This window comes from Collinsella sp. BM28 (assembly GCF_054551995.1).
On the sequence record NZ_JBTOLJ010000001.1, the window covers coordinates 1,371,138 to 1,386,983 of the forward strand.

Sequence of the window (15,846 nt, forward strand, 5' to 3'; positions counted from 1 at the left end):
TTCCCATATCGTCCGATGCGAGTTCCGCATGAGCCGAAGGCCCCAGTGGGGCCTTCGTGCGAAGAGGACTGCCCGAGCAGCGGATGATATAGGAAAGCCCAGGGACGGGCGGTTACATTGAACCGCCGGTCATGGGACACCATGGGCCTTGTGCATCCTGCGTGAGGATCACAGGGCCGTCGTTGGTGATGGCGACCGTGTTCTCGTAGTGCGCCGCGGGCAGGCCGTCGTCGGTCGACACGAGCCAGCCATCGGAACCGGTGTGCACGCGGTTGGAGCCAAGTGTGATCATAGGTTCAATGGCGATGACCATGCCAGCCTGGAGCTTCACACCACGACCCTTCTTGCCATAATTCGGCACGTTGGGATCCTCGTGCATAGCGCGACCAACACCATGGCCCACGTAGTCACGAAGGACTCCATAGCCATTGCTCTCGGCGAGCGACTGGACAGCATGCCCCACGTCTCCGATATGGTTTCCGGGAACGGCCTGCTCGATTGCCGCCTTAAGGCAGTCGAGCGTGCATTCGCACAGGCCCTTTGCCTCGGTGCTGGGATTGCCAACGTAAAACGTCCAAGCGTTATCCCCCACCCAACCGTCAACGATCGCGCCGGTGTCAATCGAGATGATGTCTCCCTCGCGCAGGATGACGTCGGGATTGGGAATGCCGTGAACAACCGCGTCGTTCAGCGAAGCGCAAATGGACCCGGGGAAACCGCCGTAGCCCTTGAAGGCGGGCGTGCCGCCGTGCATTCGGATGATCTGCTCGGCAAGCTGATCGAGTTCAAACGTCGAAACGCCAGGTCGAATCATCGAGCCGACCTGCCGGAGCGCCATCTTGGACAGAGCTCCGGCCTTCTTCATCTGCTCGATATCGGCGGCAGATTTGATCTTGATCATAGACCGAGCTCAGCCTTCACATCCGCATACACCACGTCGATATCACGATCGCCATCGACGACCTTGAGGATGCCCTGGCCGCGGTAGTACTCCACGAGCGGGCTGGTGTTCTTCTGGTAGACATCAAGACGGTTCTTGATGGTCTCGGGCTTGTCGTCATCGCGCTGATACATCTCGCCTGCGCACTTGGGGCACACGGCGGTATCGGGACCTGCGGTGTAACCGCAATCGCGGCAGGTGCGACGAGAAGAGAGGCGATCGACGATGACCTCGGCGGGAACATCGACTAAAAGCGCGCCATCGAGCTCGCGACCCATAGCCGAAAGCTCGGTATCGAGCGTCACGGCCTGCGTCGTGTTGCGCGGGAATCCGTCGAGGATGAAGCCCTTCTGCGCATCGTCGGCAGCAAGGCGCTCCTTGACCAGGTCGATCACGAGCTGATCGGGAACGAGCTCTCCGGCGTCCATGTACTTCTTGGCAGCAACGCCAAGCTCAGTCTGAGCCTTGACGGCAGCGCGAAGCAGGTCGCCCGTGGAGATATGCGCCACACCATAATCGGCAACAAGACGCTGGGCTTGCGTACCCTTACCGGCGCCAGGGGCGCCCAACAACACGATGTTCATAAAAGACTCCTTAGAGGCCTATTTGAAGAAACCGTCGTAGTCGTACATCTTGAGCTGGCTCTCGACCTTGTCGATGGTATCGAGCACAACGCCGACCATGATGAGCACCGAAGTGCCGCCGAAGGCCTGGATGAGCGCGTTGTTGGTGAACGAGAACACAATCGAGGGAACGATGGCGATGAGGGCCAGGAAGACCGCACTGGGAAGCGTGATCTTGTTGAGGGCGTTCTTGATGTAATGCGCCGTCTGCTTGCCGGGGCGAACACCAGGAATGAAGCCGCCCTGCTTCTTGAGGTTCTCGGCGGTCTCGTCCGGGTTGAACACCATGGACGTGTAGAAGTACGCGAAGAACACGATGAGGACGACATTGAGGATCCAGTTGATCCAGCCGCTCGAGAGCGCGCCGGCAAAGGCCTGCATCCAACCCACGTTGGGGAAGAACACGGCGAGCTGAGCCGGGAAGTAGAGCAGGGCGCTCGCGAAGATGATCGGGATGACACCCGCGGTGTTCACCTTGATGGGCAGGTACGTGGACTGACCGCCCATGATACGACGACCCACGACGCGCTTGGCATACTGCACCGGGATACGACGCTGGCCGCGCTCGAGGTACACGATGAAGGGGATGACGCACAGGATCACCACGACGATGACGAGCGTGGTGATAATGGCAACGTTGCCGCCATCCATGGACTGGATGATAGCCTGGGGAAGCCCCGCCATGATGTTGGCGAAGATGATGAGACTCATGCCGTTGCCGATCCCGCGCTGGGTGATGAGCTCACCAATCCACATGATGAGCATGGCGCCCGCGACGAGCGTGCCCACGATCATGATGTCGAAGATGATCTCGGGAGCATCGGCGCCGGCGAACTGGATACCAAAGCTCTTGAAGAGGAACAGGTATCCAATGGCGTTCAAGAGCGCGAGGGCCAGGGTGAGGTAACGAGAGTACTGGGTGATCTTGGTCTGACCGACCTCGCCCTCACGAGCCAACTCGTGCAGGCTGGGCACAACGGCCTGAAGCATCTGCAAGACAATCGAGCTGGTGATGTAGGGCATGATACCCAGCGAAAAGACGGACACGTAGGAAAGCGCACCGCCCGAGAAAAGATTCAGCAGGGCCATCGCACCGCTGGCGAAGGTGTCACCGGCGGATGTAAAAAGGGCCGACATCCCCTGGAAGGGGATGCCGGGCACCGGAACGTGTGCACCGATACGGTACACGACGAGCATAGCGATGGTAAAAAGAATCTTCCCGCGGAGTTCCTTGATGCGGAAGGTGTTCTTCAAACCAGTTAGCACGGAAGCTCGACCTTTCCTCCAGCGGCCTCGATCTTAGCCTTCGCGGAAGCGGAGATCTTGTCGACCTTGACCGTGAGCTTCTTGGAAACCTCGCCGTTGCCGAGCACCTTGACGGGCTCGAACTCGGACTTGGTGATACCAGCGGCCTTGAGGGATGCACCATCGACGACGGCACCGTCCTCGAACTTGACCTCGAGCGTGGAGACGTTCACCGCGGTGTACTCGATGCGACGGGGATTCTTGAAGCCGGGGAGCTTCGGGAGGCGCATCGCGAGCGGGGTCTGGCCGCCCTCGAAGCCGGCGTCCTTGGTGCCGCCGGAACGGGAGCCCTGGCCGTTCAGGCCACGGCCGGCATAGGTGCCGCCCTTGCCGGAATTGCCGCGACCGACGCGCTTACGGCTGTGGGTGGACCCGGCAGCCGGCGTAAGATCATGAAGCTGCATTGTTACTCCTCTACAATCTCAACGAGGTGCTTGACCTTGAAGATCATGCCGCGGACGCTCTCGTTGTCAGCGATCTCGCGCGTGTCGTTGATGCGGTGCAGGCCGAGGGCGCGAACAGTGCGACGCTGATCCTCCTTGCAGCCGTTAATGCTGCGAACCTGCTTGATCTTGATGGTAGCCATGCCTAGTTCTCCTTCTTGCCGATGAACATCTCGGAGACGGTGAGACCGCGGCGGGCGGCGACATCCTCGGGGCTGGAGAGCTGCTTGAGGCCCTCGGCAGCAGCCTTGATGATGTTGAGGCCGTTGTCGGAACCGAGAGACTTGGACAGGATGTTCTTGATGCCGGCGAGCTCGAACAGAGGACGCACGGCGCCACCGGCGATAACACCGGTACCCTCGACAGCGGGGCGCATGATGATGCTCGCAGCACCGAACTCGCCCTGGACGTCGTGAGGAATGGTGCCCTCAGCGGTGACGGGCACGTGGAACATGTTCTTCTTGGCGTCGATGGAAGCCTTGGAGATTGCCAGCGGCACCTCGGCGGACTTACCCATGCCAAGACCAACGTTGCCCTTGCCGTCGCCCACGACCACGAGGGCCACGAGGCTCATGCGACGACCGCCCTTGACGGTCTTGGCGACGCGGTTGATGAAAACGACGCGCTCCTCGAACTCGGAGGCCTCGCGCTGCTGCTTCTGCTGGTTACGAGCCATGCTCTTACCTCCTAGAATTCGAGACCGGCGGCGCGGGCACCGTCGGCGAGGGCCTTGACGCGACCGTGGTAGATGCGGCCACCGCGGTCGAAGGAAACGGCTTTGATGCCGGCAGCGAGGGCGCGCTCGCCCACGAGCTTACCGACCTTCTCGGCAGCCTCCTTGTTGCTGGTCGTGGTGCCCTTGAACTCGGCCTCGAGGGTGGAGGCGGAGACGAGGGTGTGACCCTTGGTATCGTCAACGATCATGGCGTAGATATTGGCGTTGGAGCGCACGACGCGAAGACGCGGACGGGCGGGCGTGCCAAAGATCTTGCCGCGGACACGGCGCTGACGACGCTTGAGGCCGGCGCGCTTTGCCTGTTGCTTGTTCATGTGAAACTCCTTATGAAGTCCTGCCAGCACCTGACGGGGTGCTGGTCTTACGACGTGGAAGCGCTCTACTACTTAGCGGCCTTGCCGAGCTTGCGACGGATGTGCTCGCCCAGGTAGTGGATGCCCTTGCCCTTGTAAGGCTCCGGCGGACGCTTGCCACGGATCTCGGCGGCAACCTGGCCGACCTGCTGCTTGTTGATGCCCTTGACGTGAATGTGGGTGTTGTCCGGGCACTCGAAGGTGATGCCCCCGGGGGCGGTGTAAATCACCGGGTGGGAGTAACCCAGGGACAGATCCAGATCCTTACCCTTGAGCTGGACACGGTAGCCAACGCCAGCGAGCTCGAGGACCTTGGTGTAGCCCTCGGAAACGCCGGTGACCATGTTCTGGATCAGGGCGCGGGTGAGGCCGTGGCGGGCGCGGGTCTCACGCTCGTCGTCGGGACGGGAGACGGTCAGCACGCCGTCGGCCACCTCGATGGTGAGCTTCTCATAGAAATCAGCCTCAAGAGTACCCTTGGGGCCCTTCACGGACACGTGCGTGCCGTCAACTGCCACTTCGACTCCGGCGGGAATCTGGACAGGCTTCTTACCGATACGAGACACGGTGTTCTCCTTTCCTTCTACTCGCCTAAGCGAATTACCAGATGAGGGCGACGACCTCGCCGCCGATGCCCTTCTTGCGAGCATCGCGGTCGGCCATGACACCCTGGCTGGTGGAAACAATGGCGGTACCGAGGCCGCCGCGGACGCGGGGAAGGTCCTTCACGCCGGCGTACTTGCGCAGACCAGGCTTGGAGTAGCGCTTAATGCCGTTGATGACCTTGGCCTTCTTGGGACCGTACTTAAGGGTGATGTGAAGGGTCTTGGCGGGGGCGGTGTCCTCAACGGTGTAGCCCTCGATGTAGCCCTCCTCGTAGATGACTCGAGCGATCTCGACGAGCTTCTTGGAGCTCGGCATCGAGACCTCGGCCTTGTTCGCAGCATTGCCGTTGCGAATGCGCGTGAGCATATCTGCGATCGGGTCGGTGAGATTCATGTGGATTCTCCTTCGTTCTTGATGAGTCCATGTCCTCGGTACTCCCCCACCCGTAGCGGGAAAGCCTATAGGACACGTCTTCCTTGCACGCAATCAACCTCAATGGTCGATGCGCGCGCTGGCAGTGACTTACCAGCTGGCCTTCTTGATGCCGGGAAGCTCGCCCTTGAGCGCCAGCTCGCGGAAGCAGACACGGCACAGGCCGAACTTACGGTACACAGAATGCGGACGGCCGCAGCGCTGGCAGCGCGTGTACTCGCGGGTCGAGAACTTCTGCTTGCGATTGCACTTGACGATCATCGATGTCTTAGCCACTTATTTCCTCCTCACATACGTTTATATGCGCCTCGGACAGGCGGCACGTGCTCCTCGCGCACCGCCTGTGGACCCCGGGGCTTTAAGAACCTATTTCTTGAACGGGAAGCCGAAGGCGTCGAGAAGGGCCTTCGCCTCTTCGTCGGTCTTGGCGGTGGTGACGATGGTGATGTCCATACCACGGGTGTGGTCGACGGAGTCGAAGTCGACCTCGGGGAAGATGAGCTGCTCGGTAACGCCCATGGAGAAGTTACCGCGGCCGTCGAAGGACTTGGCGGAAATGCCGCGGAAGTCGCGGATACGGGGGATCGCGATGGAGGTCAGGCGATCGAAGAACTCCCACATGCGGTCGCCGCGCAGGGTGACCTTGGCGCCAATGGGCATGCCGGCGCGAAGCTTGAAGGAAGCGATGGACTTGCGGGCACGGGTGACCATGGGCTGCTGACCGGTGATGACGCGAAGGTCACGGACGGCGCCGTCGATGGCCTTGGAATCGGTGGCGGCCTCGCCGACACCCATGTTCACGACGATCTTCTCGAACTTGGGGATCATCATGACGTTCTCATACTGGAATTTGTCCTGCATGAGCTGCTTGACCTCGTTGTTGTACTTGGTCTTGAGACGGGGAATGTACTTCTCCTCAGCCATTTTCACTCCTCACTGGGGTTTTAAGCACGGGGTTGGCCTCGTGGGTTAGCCTCGTGCCTCCTGCTGCCATCAACACCGCATCTGGCTGTTCGCGGCATGACGAATCGCGGCAGGAGCCGACAAAACAGTCGTTACTATACGCCTATATGAGACGGAATGCGACCGCAACTTGATGTATGCAGCTAAATCCACAAATCCATATAGGTATACTTATCGAGCATTCATTTTATTCCAGGAGTCCCTATGCGTTCCTATTCTTCCAAACCTGAATTGCTGGCACCTGCGGGCGGACCGGAGCCGTTTTACGCGGCACTGGCGGCCGGGGCCGACGCCATCTACTGCGGCATGGGGTCGTTCAATGCGCGTCGCAAGGCCGATAACTTCACTGACGAGACGTTCGAGGCCGCCTGTCGGGCGGCGCACTTGGCGGGCGCGCGCGTGTACGTGACGGTTAACATCGTCATCAAGGACGAGGAGATGTCGCAAGCTCTGGCGCTCGTCGAGCGCTGTTGGGGGCTCGGCGCCGATGCCTTCATCATCCAGGACTGGGGGCTGTTCTTCGAGATCCGCCGCCTCATGCCCGAGGTGGAGACGCACATCTCCACGCAGGCGAACATTCACGACGCCCGCGGAACCGCCTGGTGCAAGGCCGCAGGTGCGGACCGCGTCACGCTCTCCCGCGAGCTTTCTGTTGACGAGATCGCCGCGATCCACGACGCGGTGGACATCGAGCTCGAGGTGTTCTCCCACGGCGCCATCTGCTTTTGCTACTCGGGCGTTTGCCTCCTTTCCAGCTTCACCTCCCGAGGGCGCTCGGCTAACCGCGGCATGTGCGCGCAGCCCTGTCGGCTGCCCTACGAGCTCATTGATGAAACGGGTCGCTCCTGGTCCAAGCCCGGGCGCGAGCGAGCGCTCTGCCCGCGTGACACCTGCACGGCCGACATGCTGCCCCGTCTGCTCGACGCCGGGGCGCATGCGCTGAAGCTCGAGGGGCGCATGAAGGCCCCCGACTACGTGCACTCCATCGTGAGCGCCTACCGCGCGCAGCTCGACGACATCCTCGCGGGCCGCGAGATCTTGGAAGAGACCGCGCAGGCGCGCTATCGCCAGCTCAAGCGCTGCTTCAATCGCGACTTCACCACCGAGTATCAAGAGGGGCGCTCGGGCGACGAGATGATGAGCTATGAGTGCTCGAATAACCGCGGCCAGATCGTAGGCGAGGTCCTCGGCAGCAAACCGCTCGGCAACACAAAGGGCCTCAAGCCCGACGACAAGCGCCGGCGCGCCGCATGGACCCGCCTGCGCCTTTCCGAGCCGGTCGGCAAGGGTGATTTGCTCGAGCTCCGCCACGATGACGAGTTCGACCAGTTCCTCACCGCCCTCGCGCCCGACGACGCGTGCGCAGACGACGTCATCGAGTGCCGCACGGCGCGCCCCATGCCCGCGGGCGCCCGCGTGCGCCTCATCCGTAGTCAGGCCGCCCTCGATGCCGCCGAGGCGGCACTCAAACGGCCCGTCGCTCGCAAACGCGCGGTCGACGGCCGTGTCATCTCCCGCATCGGCGAGCCCTTCGCCGTCGAGTTGAGCTGCGCCGACGACCCCTCGATCATCAGTCGCGCCGAGGGTTTCATCGTCGAGCCCGCGCGAACCAAGGCAGTCACCGCAGAGGACCTTATCGAGCACGTGGGCCGTATGGGCTCCTCCCCCTTCGAGGCTGTGTCCTTCGATATTCAGCTCGATGAGGGTTGCGGTATGGGCTTCTCCGCCGTGCACAAAGTGCGCGCAGCAGCGTGCGAAGCGCTCGAGCGCGCCATCCTCACCCCGTTCGATCGTCGGCGCAGCGGCGCTCCGCTCGATTTCGCGGCAATTGCGATTACCGCTGATTCTTGCTTGGCTGTCGCTCCTGAGCGCGTCGACCCAAGCCTCTCAAATTCTGCGTCAGCCCCGTCCCGCGACGACGCCAAATGCGCACCGGCCCCGAACACAAGCCCGGAGATCTGCGCGCTCGTCACCTCGACCGACCAGGCGGCCGCCGCGCGCGCTGCCGGTGCGACCCGCATGTACATGTCCGTCGACGACCTGCTCGCCGCGGGACTCTCCCCCGTCGATGGATGCGAGCGCGGCATCATCCCCGTGCTCGACGAGGTCTCCCGTCAGATGGACCACGAGCGCCTCGACCCTTGGATTTTGCCGGGGAGCCCTGTCGCCGTGGGCACCATCTCAGAATTCGCTCTCGGCGCCGAGCGCGGCACATCCGTCGAACTCCGCAGCTGCATCCCCGTCCACAACGTGGCGTGCATGCGGGCGCTGGCCGAGCGCGGTGCTGCGGGTGCATGGCTCTCCCCCGAACTTACGCTTGCCGAAATCGAGCGCATCGCACCCCATCGCGGCAGCATGGAGCTCGGCCTCATGGTCCTCGGCGCGCCGCGCGTCATGACGAGCGAGCACTGCATCCTACAGGTTGCGGGCGCCTGCATCCACGATTGCGCAAACTGCCGCCTGCGCACGCGCGATTTCAGGCTCAAGAACATCGACGGGCGCATGCTCCCCGTGCGCACGGGACTCAACGGTCGCAGCCACCTGTACGACGGCGTCGCCTTGGACGCCACTCCCCAGATCCCGGCGCTTTTGCACGCGGGTGTCACGAGATTCCTGGTCGACGGCACCCTCATGGACGCAGACGAGCTCGCCCGCGGCGTCGCGCGCGCCAAGCGGGCGCTCGACGCCGCGCTCGCAGGCCGCACGCCCGACAAGCGCATGCCCGGATCAAGCTCAGGATGCCTCTTCCAGGGCGTCGAGTAGCCTCACTGCCACAATTCGGGCGATTTTGTAACGAATAGCGAAACGACCTGAGTAGACGGCCGTTCGAGTGAACAAAACCGCAGGTCACGTTCACTCAAAACAGCCGCCTACTCGACACTTCCAATTATTCGTTACAAAATCGCCCGATTTGTGGCTAAAAAGGTGTCGGCCCTGGCACACGCACAGTTCTTGATTCCATGCGTCTTACAATTCGCACGCACAAGAAGCTGCGCAATCTGGTTTGCAGTGACGCCACACCCATCGACCACCCATTTGAGTCCAGACGCAGCGAAGATGTCGACAGAGAACGACTTGTCCTCGACTACGGCGCATATGGCCATAGCAGCGACGGCAGAACCCAAGGGAACTTCATTCATGGAATCTGCCTTCAACATCTCTTTCTACCTTAAACCGATTTCATCCTTATTGCGACGCATCAAAACTGCCAAGGCATCTAAACAAATTGCCGATCAAGGCACCCATCCCAGGACACCCCAATCGGCAATTCGATTTTGAAACATGCACCGTACTGGAGAAGTTACTCCTCCGCTGCGCCCCACAAGTACGCCAGAGCGATACCGGCAATCAGCGAAATCATCATGCCGACACAGACCAGCGGCATCGGAGAGTAGCAGAACGTCACAACGGAAATGATGTTGTGAAACACGTAAGAATCCATGGTGGCTCCAATCGCAGCGTTGAAGGCGCCGCCCAGGCCACCGGCAATTGCGACAGCCGCCATGAGACGTTTACTGTTCATAATTAGGCCGTACAAAATTGGCTCCGTCACGCCTGCAAAAAAGCCAGTAACGGCAGTCGGTCCCGCAACGTCGCGCATCTTAGAACCCTTGCGGGCTCGCAGCCAGCAGCCGATGGCGATACCGATCTGCGCCCATACAGCGCACACGCACACACCCTCGATAACGTCGCCGCCAAACGCATCTAGATTCTGAAGTGTGATGGGCGTGAAGCCCCAGTGCAGTCCGAGCATGGTGAGGTAGGGGTACACGGCGCCCAGAACAAGTCCGGCAACGAACTTGGAGCTGGCAAAAAGCCAGTTCACGAACGCAGCAACCGCGTTGCCCACCGCATTGCCCCAAGGTCCGAATAGCAGAGCGGTAAACGGAACCATGACCATCAGGCAAACCATAGGCACTAGAAAGTACTGTAGGTCCTTATTGACGATCTTGCGCAACGCGCGATCAAGGAAGCTGTAGATCGTCGCTGCGATGAAAATGGGGAACACCGTGGAGCCGTATCCTACAGCCTGCAGCCCGATGCCAAGGAAGTCAGTCCCTTCGACACCCACGAGACCCGTAAAGCTGGGTTCGAGCAGAGCCGCGCCAATCGCCGCACCCACAAACGGATTAGCTCCCAGCTGATTGGAAATCGTGTAGCCAAGGAAAACGGGCAGGAAGTAGAAACACGCGTTGCCAGCGGCGGACAACACAAGGTATGTGGAACTCGCATCAGACATCCAGCCGACTGTCACAAGAAGCGTCAAAACCGCCTTGACCATGCCCGACCCTGCCATAAGCGGGATAATGGGTGAGAATGCGCCAGAAATGACCTTAAGGACCGCATCAACCGGGCTTTGCTTCCCAGCGGGAGCCTGTATCTCATCGTCCTGCTCAACCTGAGCACTCGCGCTGATGCCTGCGACCTCGCATACTGCATGGTAGTATTCGGGCACTTCGGGGCCGATCACCACCTGATATTGGCCACCACTCTTAATGACTTTGAGCACGTACGGTAGCGCCTCAATCTCATCGGTTGCCGCTTTTTTCTCATCAATGAGCTTAAAACGCAGACGCGTAACACAATGTACGGCAGATTGCATGTTCTCGCGACCACCGACTAGCTCGACGATCTGCTTCGCCTCTTGTTCGAATTTCATGTTTCTCTTCTCCCCAATCTATAGGTCTTCTCCGTTGGATGCGATAACCCGTTGATACCAATCGAAACTCTTCTTTTTAAACCGCTGACCACTTCCCGTTCCGTCGTCGTTTTTATCGACGTAGATAAAGCCGTAGCGTTTGCGCATCTCACCGGTCGTAAATGAAACCAAGTCGATGCAGCCCCACACGGTGTAACCGATTAAATCAACGCCATCCTCCTCGACGGCCAATTTCATCTGCTTGATGTGCTCGCCCAGAAATGAGATGCGCTCGTCATCCTCAACCGTTTGGTTCTCATCGAGCGTCTCAATAATGCCTATTCCGTTCTCGACGATAAACTGGGGCAGTCCGTAGCGCTCATCAAAAGCTTTGAGCGCATATCGCAAACCCCGAGGATCAATCTGCCAATCCCACTCGTTCGCTTCAAGATACGGATTGGAAACCATGTGCTCGTCACTGTAAGAGACCGAGTCGGACACATCAACGTGCGCAGAGTGGTCAACGACGTTACTCATGTAGTACGAGAAGCCAACGTAGTCGACCGTTCCGCTCGTCAGAGCGGCAAGATCGTCATTGGTTATGTCAAGAGGCTCCGATAGCTCCTCGTGAATGCGCTTCGCATAGTTGGGATATGCTCCGCGCACCATCACATCAGTGAAGTAGTAAGTCGAATGCATCGCATCGTTTGCCAGGAGAACATCCTCCGGATGGCAACTCAAGGGGTACACCACATCAGCGGCAACCATGCATCCCATCTTAATTTTGGGATCAATTTCATGGGCTATACGTGTCACGATGGCCGAAGCAACAAACTGATAATGAGCAGCCTGCAACATCGCGCGACGAGGGTCTTTCTCCTTGGAGAACTTCACACCTGAGTTGGTCCAACCATACACATCGTTGCTAAAGTTGTGCTGGTTGTTAATCTCATTAAAGGCCATCCAATACGTAACCTTCTCGTGATATCGCTCCAGACACACTCGAGCAAAGCGAGTGAAATGATCGATGAGCACACGGTTGAGCCAGCCACCACACTCATCTGCCAGATAAAGAGGCATCTCAAAATGGGAGAGTGTCACCACGGGCTGAATACCGTGAGCAATCATGCAATCGAATAGACGATCGTAAAATGCCAGACCTGCCTCATTGGGTTTATGCTCGATACCCGTAGGAAAAATGCGGGTCCAGGCAATCGAGGTGCGCAGACATTTAAAGCCCATCTCGGCAAACAGGGCAATATCCTGCTCAAACGTATGATAGAAATCGATACCGCCGTGATTGGGGTAACATTCCCCCTCGACGACACCACTGGTAATACGACGCGATACGCCGTGAGCCCCTGCCGTCAGTACATCGGCGACCGACAGGCCCTTGCCGTCCTCGAGGTAGGCACCCTCAAGTTGATGCGCAGAGACTGCGCCGCCCCATAAGAAGTCGCTTCGAAGCATCCTGTCTCCCTTGATTGATTGGACAACCAGGATGCTATCAAGCGAGTTATCTCACATATGACGGTATCAGGCAATTTGGAGCATCGTTACGCCGGCCTCGTGCACGTGAACGCACGGAACGTTACATTGCGCCATTATAAGGTCAGGGGCGCTACATTCCCTGACGAGCGCGATCAAGGCGCTCGTAATACAAGGCGTCATACTTGCCGTTCAACTCCATGATGTGATCGTAATCCTTGGAGAAGGTCATTACGAGTAGGGCATCGAACAGGTACTTCGCCGCACTGGCAAACACGATATCGCCGAACTTGTCGTATTCGGGGTAATAAAACCCCTCGAGTGCAAAGTTGCATGCACGCGCCAGCGGTGAATCTAAGTCTGCCGTCATCGCAATTGTGGGCACACCTCTTTCGGTGAGCTGGGCCGCCGTCTCAATGATGGCTCGATCGGTGCCCGACTTGCTGATGAGAAACGGCGTATGGTCGGTGGGAAGTTCGAACGCGTTGAACATCATCTTGTCCAGATCTTTATAAACGGTGCATATCTTTCCCGCCATAAAGAAATTATGAGAAGCATATCGCCCAATTTCCGCATTTGCATCGCGAGCAAAGATGTCGATATAACGCGTTTTTGCCAGATGCTTCGCAATTCCTTCAAGAGCCTCGGGGGACGCCCGACGCATCGTTTCCTTAATGACTTGAGCCTCTAACGTTGCCATTTTTCCCAGCACCAACAAAGCGTTCTCGTTCCGCGAGACTATAGTGCTTGCCAGATCAATGCTCTTCAATTCGGAGACGATATTGACCTTGAAATCGTTGTAATTCTGAAATCCCAGTTTTTTGCAGAAACGCAACACTGACGTAGGTGAGGTAAACGTTTCTCGCGCGAGCTCGCGCGATGACATCCTCGTCGCCGCTTCCGGCTGTTTTAGGATATAGTGCGCAATCTGCTTCTCATTTTCAGTGAAATGTTCTTCTCGGCGAAGATGTTCTAAAGCGTTCATGTCCTTACTCTGTCACATTCGATGATGAGCAGTGTGAGCGATCGGTCTGCCCACACAACGCCCTTTTCATAGTCACCGAGATCGACGAAATACCCCTCATAAATGTCACCGACCTGCTCAAGCTCTCGTTGCGCCAGAACATCGATCCGATATCTATACATGACGACGTGACTCGATCAGAGATTGAAGATGACTGTCTCCGTCGCGCAAACGGGAGGCATCGCGTTTTGCAAGAGCTCGACGATGCTCGAGTTCTCGAACGACGTCAATGGCCTCACAGCTGCTCCCGTAGGTGGCATCATCTGCCGCGATCTTCTCTGCTAAGACCGACACAGCGACCTCCCATCTCCCTTTCGCCTCAAGTATACCGCGCAATACCGAGTCGCCCTCACAAGAAGAGGTGCCGTCATCGTCGCCCCTTCTTTCCCTCCTCTTCCTCCTCGAATCCCCTACACGCGCACGAGATTTGACAGGTGAGCATACTCGTCGGGTACGTCGCCGGCGGTGATGATCTCCGCATCGTCGAGCGTGGCGAAGCTCACCGCTGCCTCCATGCCGAACTTACTCGCATCGGCAAGCACGTAGCGTCTCGAGGCCTGTCCCATCGCCACACGCTTGACCTCGCCCTCCAATGGATCGGGCGAGGTCATGCCGTGCTTTTGGCTTATGCCGTTGGCACCCCAAAAGCCGCATGCGAACCGATAACGCGCCAGCATCGCGGTCGCATCGGGCCCCACGAGCGCCTCGGTCTCCGGCTTGAGCTCGCCGCCCGTCACCATCACGCGGCATCCCCGCTCCATCAAGCGGCGGGCATGTCCTACCGAATTCGTGACGTAAGCGACGTCGGCATCGGCGGGGACGCATGATACGAGTTGCAGCGTCGTCGACCCCGAATCGATGTAGACGAACGAACCCGGCTCGATCAGGCACGCAGCCGCTCGCACGATGGCCCGTTTGTCATCGACATGCAGTCCGCTTCGCTCGGGTATGGTGAGGTCACGTGCGATGTGCGCCCGCTCGAGACTCGTCGCTCCGCCGTGAACCTTCGCCAAACGATGCGCCCGATCGAGGGTCTGCAAATCTCGACGAATGGTCGATGCCGTCACATCCAGGGCCTCGGCGAGGTCCACAACGCTCATTGACCCTGCTTCGGTCACCATCCGCACGATGGCGCTGAGTCGATCGTCGGCAAGCATATGCGCCTACTCCTCTTCGGGGTACACGACGCCCCAATCCGCCCTCAAGCGTGTCATGGTCTCCATGACATCGGAGGCGTAGTCGATGAGCTTGAGCTTGGAGGCGCCTCCGGCGACGGCGCTCTCAAGGTCGGCAGCCTCGTAGCAAAGCGCGTAGGCCTCAACGCCCGCCTTGACTTCCTCGCGATGCCCGTCCGCCGTCCAGGTGATCACGGCGCGATCGGCGCGTGGATACGACATGACCTCGATATAGCATTCGTCGAAACACAGGGTCGCGCGCTTAGGCTGCTTGGCGTGCATACTTAAGGAGAACACACCGAGCTGGCCCTGTGCATTGCGCGTCACGAATCCGCCCTCCTCGTCCACTCCCGTCTCGAAGAGATTGGCGAGGGACACGACCTCGTTCGGCTGGCTCTCCATGAACAGACGGGCGACGGAGAGTGCGTACACGCCGATATCGAGCATGGCACCGCCCGCGAGGCCCCGGTTCCAGAAGCGGTTCGAGACATCGTCGTAATCGTGAAAGCTTCCGAAATTCACCTGCGCAAGGCGCAGGCGGCCGAATTCACCGGCCTCCGCGCGGCGCATAAGCTCGACGTACAGCGGCATATGGAGAACCGTCGTCGCGTCCATGAGGACGACGCCATGCTCATCTGCAATGGCGCGCGCCTCGGCGAGCTCAGCGGAGTTCAGTGTGATGGCCTTCTCGCATAGGACATGCTTCCCGGCCGCCAACGCGGCACGAAGATAGGTGATGTGCGTGTTGTGCGGCGTGGTGATATACACGCAATCGACGTTCGGATCGGCATAGAGCTCCTCGAAGGAGTCGTACACGCGCTCGACGCCATACTCACGGGCAAACGCCTCGGCTTTGGAGTGCGTGCGATTGGCGACACCGTACACGGTGCGCCCGGCGAGCGCCAAGGACTGGGCGAACTGGTTGGCGATCACACCGCAGCCGATGATCGCCCAGTTCAGGTGAGGTGCGGTGAAGATGTCGTTCGGGAACGGCTTGCCCGCCACCGCCTCAAAGGCGGCTTTTGCAGCCGCCGCCGCGTCCTTTGGTGCCGCCGATGTCATGTCGCGCTCGATAGCCATAGCAATCCTCTCGCCACGTGCAGATGCACCCATTGCGCA

General features: G+C 59.4%; 18 protein-coding genes. 2 read left to right on the top strand and 16 right to left on the bottom strand.

Going from position 1 to position 15,846, the window contains the following annotated elements:
- Window positions 1-112: 112 nt before the first annotated feature.
- The 11 genes from map to rplE all read right to left on the bottom strand — a co-directional run bounded on the left by map (window position 113) and on the right by rplE (window position 6,362).
- A complete protein-coding gene (gene map, locus ACX9NZ_RS06025) occupies window positions 113-901 on the bottom strand; it encodes a type I methionyl aminopeptidase (protein ID WP_118653602.1) in 789 nt (262 codons plus the stop codon).
- On the bottom strand, window positions 898-1,524 hold the full coding sequence (locus tag ACX9NZ_RS06030) for an adenylate kinase (RefSeq protein WP_294122494.1): 627 nt from the start codon (window positions 1,522-1,524) through the stop codon (window positions 898-900). Before ACX9NZ_RS06030 ends, map begins: the two co-directional genes overlap by 4 nt.
- Before the next feature lie 18 nt (window positions 1,525-1,542).
- Window positions 1,543-2,829 (bottom strand): preprotein translocase subunit SecY, encoded by a 1,287-nt coding sequence (gene secY / locus ACX9NZ_RS06035; protein WP_294122492.1) that lies wholly within the window; start codon window positions 2,827-2,829, stop codon window positions 1,543-1,545.
- Window positions 2,823-3,272 carry a 50S ribosomal protein L15 gene (gene rplO, locus ACX9NZ_RS06040; RefSeq protein WP_407495682.1) on the bottom strand — a complete coding sequence of 150 codons (450 nt, stop codon included), beginning with the start codon at window positions 3,270-3,272 and terminating at the stop codon, window positions 2,823-2,825. The genes secY and rplO overlap by 7 nt, the downstream gene beginning before the upstream one ends.
- Before the next feature lie 2 nt (window positions 3,273-3,274).
- Window positions 3,275-3,454 (bottom strand): 50S ribosomal protein L30, encoded by a 180-nt coding sequence (gene rpmD, locus ACX9NZ_RS06045; RefSeq protein WP_006720329.1) that lies wholly within the window; start codon window positions 3,452-3,454, stop codon window positions 3,275-3,277.
- 2 nt (window positions 3,455-3,456) lie between these two features.
- Complete coding sequence (gene rpsE, locus ACX9NZ_RS06050; RefSeq protein ID WP_006720328.1) at window positions 3,457-3,987, bottom strand: 30S ribosomal protein S5; 531 nt, start codon at window positions 3,985-3,987, stop codon at window positions 3,457-3,459.
- Between the two features lie 11 nt (window positions 3,988-3,998).
- A complete protein-coding gene (gene rplR / locus ACX9NZ_RS06055; RefSeq protein WP_118653606.1) occupies window positions 3,999-4,361 on the bottom strand; it encodes a 50S ribosomal protein L18 in 363 nt (120 codons plus the stop codon).
- 68 nt (window positions 4,362-4,429) lie between these two features.
- Window positions 4,430-4,966 carry a 50S ribosomal protein L6 gene (rplF, locus tag ACX9NZ_RS06060; protein ID WP_407495685.1) on the bottom strand — a complete coding sequence of 179 codons (537 nt, stop codon included), beginning with the start codon at window positions 4,964-4,966 and terminating at the stop codon, window positions 4,430-4,432.
- 34 nt (window positions 4,967-5,000) lie between these two features.
- Window positions 5,001-5,399, bottom strand: a complete 399-nt coding sequence (gene rpsH / locus ACX9NZ_RS06065) for a 30S ribosomal protein S8 (RefSeq protein WP_276674202.1) — start codon at window positions 5,397-5,399, stop codon at window positions 5,001-5,003.
- 129 nt (window positions 5,400-5,528) lie between these two features.
- The gene (locus ACX9NZ_RS06070; protein WP_039910329.1) at window positions 5,529-5,714 is read right to left on the bottom strand and encodes a type Z 30S ribosomal protein S14; all 186 of its coding nucleotides are present in this window, start codon (window positions 5,712-5,714) and stop codon (window positions 5,529-5,531) included.
- Between the two features lie 90 nt (window positions 5,715-5,804).
- Window positions 5,805-6,362 (bottom strand): 50S ribosomal protein L5, encoded by a 558-nt coding sequence (gene rplE / locus ACX9NZ_RS06075; protein ID WP_294122490.1) that lies wholly within the window; start codon window positions 6,360-6,362, stop codon window positions 5,805-5,807.
- Window positions 6,363-6,605: 243 nt separating this feature from the next.
- Between rplE and ACX9NZ_RS06080 the strand changes: the two genes are divergently transcribed.
- A complete protein-coding gene (locus ACX9NZ_RS06080) occupies window positions 6,606-9,164 on the top strand; it encodes a U32 family peptidase (protein WP_407495688.1) in 2,559 nt (852 codons plus the stop codon).
- 538 nt (window positions 9,165-9,702) lie between these two features.
- On the opposite strand, the gene ACX9NZ_RS06085 is transcribed toward ACX9NZ_RS06080, so the two are convergent.
- The 3 genes from ACX9NZ_RS06085 to ACX9NZ_RS06095 all read right to left on the bottom strand — a co-directional run bounded on the left by ACX9NZ_RS06085 (window position 9,703) and on the right by ACX9NZ_RS06095 (window position 13,513).
- A complete protein-coding gene (locus ACX9NZ_RS06085) occupies window positions 9,703-11,061 on the bottom strand; it encodes a PTS transporter subunit EIIC (RefSeq protein WP_407495690.1) in 1,359 nt (452 codons plus the stop codon).
- Between the two features lie 18 nt (window positions 11,062-11,079).
- Window positions 11,080-12,510, bottom strand: a complete 1,431-nt coding sequence (locus ACX9NZ_RS06090; protein ID WP_407495692.1) for a 6-phospho-beta-glucosidase — start codon at window positions 12,508-12,510, stop codon at window positions 11,080-11,082.
- A gap of 151 nt (window positions 12,511-12,661) precedes the next feature.
- The gene (locus tag ACX9NZ_RS06095; RefSeq protein ID WP_407495694.1) at window positions 12,662-13,513 is read right to left on the bottom strand and encodes a MurR/RpiR family transcriptional regulator; all 852 of its coding nucleotides are present in this window, start codon (window positions 13,511-13,513) and stop codon (window positions 12,662-12,664) included.
- Window positions 13,514-13,702: 189 nt separating this feature from the next.
- Here ACX9NZ_RS06095 and ACX9NZ_RS06100 point away from each other — a divergent pair, with 189 nt between their 5' ends.
- Window positions 13,703-13,837 carry a hypothetical protein gene (locus ACX9NZ_RS06100; protein WP_407495696.1) on the top strand — a complete coding sequence of 45 codons (135 nt, stop codon included), beginning with the start codon at window positions 13,703-13,705 and terminating at the stop codon, window positions 13,835-13,837.
- Between the two features lie 125 nt (window positions 13,838-13,962).
- Here the strand turns inward: ACX9NZ_RS06100 and ACX9NZ_RS06105 are convergent, their stop codons facing one another.
- Together ACX9NZ_RS06105 and ACX9NZ_RS06110 are read right to left on the bottom strand one after the other, a co-directional pair.
- On the bottom strand, window positions 13,963-14,709 hold the full coding sequence (locus ACX9NZ_RS06105; protein ID WP_407495698.1) for a DeoR/GlpR family DNA-binding transcription regulator: 747 nt from the start codon (window positions 14,707-14,709) through the stop codon (window positions 13,963-13,965).
- A 6-nt stretch (window positions 14,710-14,715) separates the two neighbouring features.
- Window positions 14,716-15,807 carry a Gfo/Idh/MocA family protein gene (locus ACX9NZ_RS06110; protein ID WP_407495700.1) on the bottom strand — a complete coding sequence of 364 codons (1,092 nt, stop codon included), beginning with the start codon at window positions 15,805-15,807 and terminating at the stop codon, window positions 14,716-14,718.
- Between the last annotated feature and the right edge of the window lie 39 nt (window positions 15,808-15,846).